1 rRNA gene is annotated in these 338 nt (G+C 54.4%); it reads left to right on the forward strand.

The window, feature by feature from the left end:
- A 16S ribosomal RNA gene (locus ACTHSL_RS13280) occupies window positions 1-338 on the forward strand; the annotation flags it as partial.

Here is a 338-nt window from a genome sequence, read left to right on the forward strand (position 1 = left end):
ACCAGTGTGGATGACGGTACCGGAAGAATAAGCAGCGGCTAACTTCGTGCCAGCAGCCGCGGTAATACGAAGGGTGCAAGCGTTAATCGGACTTACTGGGCGTAAAGGGTGCGTAGGTGGTCTGTTAAGTCGGATGTGAAAGCCCCGGGCTCAACCTGGGAATGGCATCTGATACTGGCGGACTTGGAGTCTTGGAGAGGGTGGTGGAATTCCTGGTGTAGCGGTGAAATGCGTAGAGATCAGGAGGAACACTAGTGGCGAAGGCGGCCACCTGGCTTAAAACTGACGTTGAGGCACGAAAGCGTGGGGAGCAAACAGGATTAGATACCCTAGTAGTC

Source organism: Neisseria sp. P0008.S010, from assembly GCF_051962715.1.
In the GTDB taxonomy this organism is placed as follows: Bacteria; Pseudomonadota; Gammaproteobacteria; order Burkholderiales; family Neisseriaceae; genus Neisseria; species Neisseria elongata.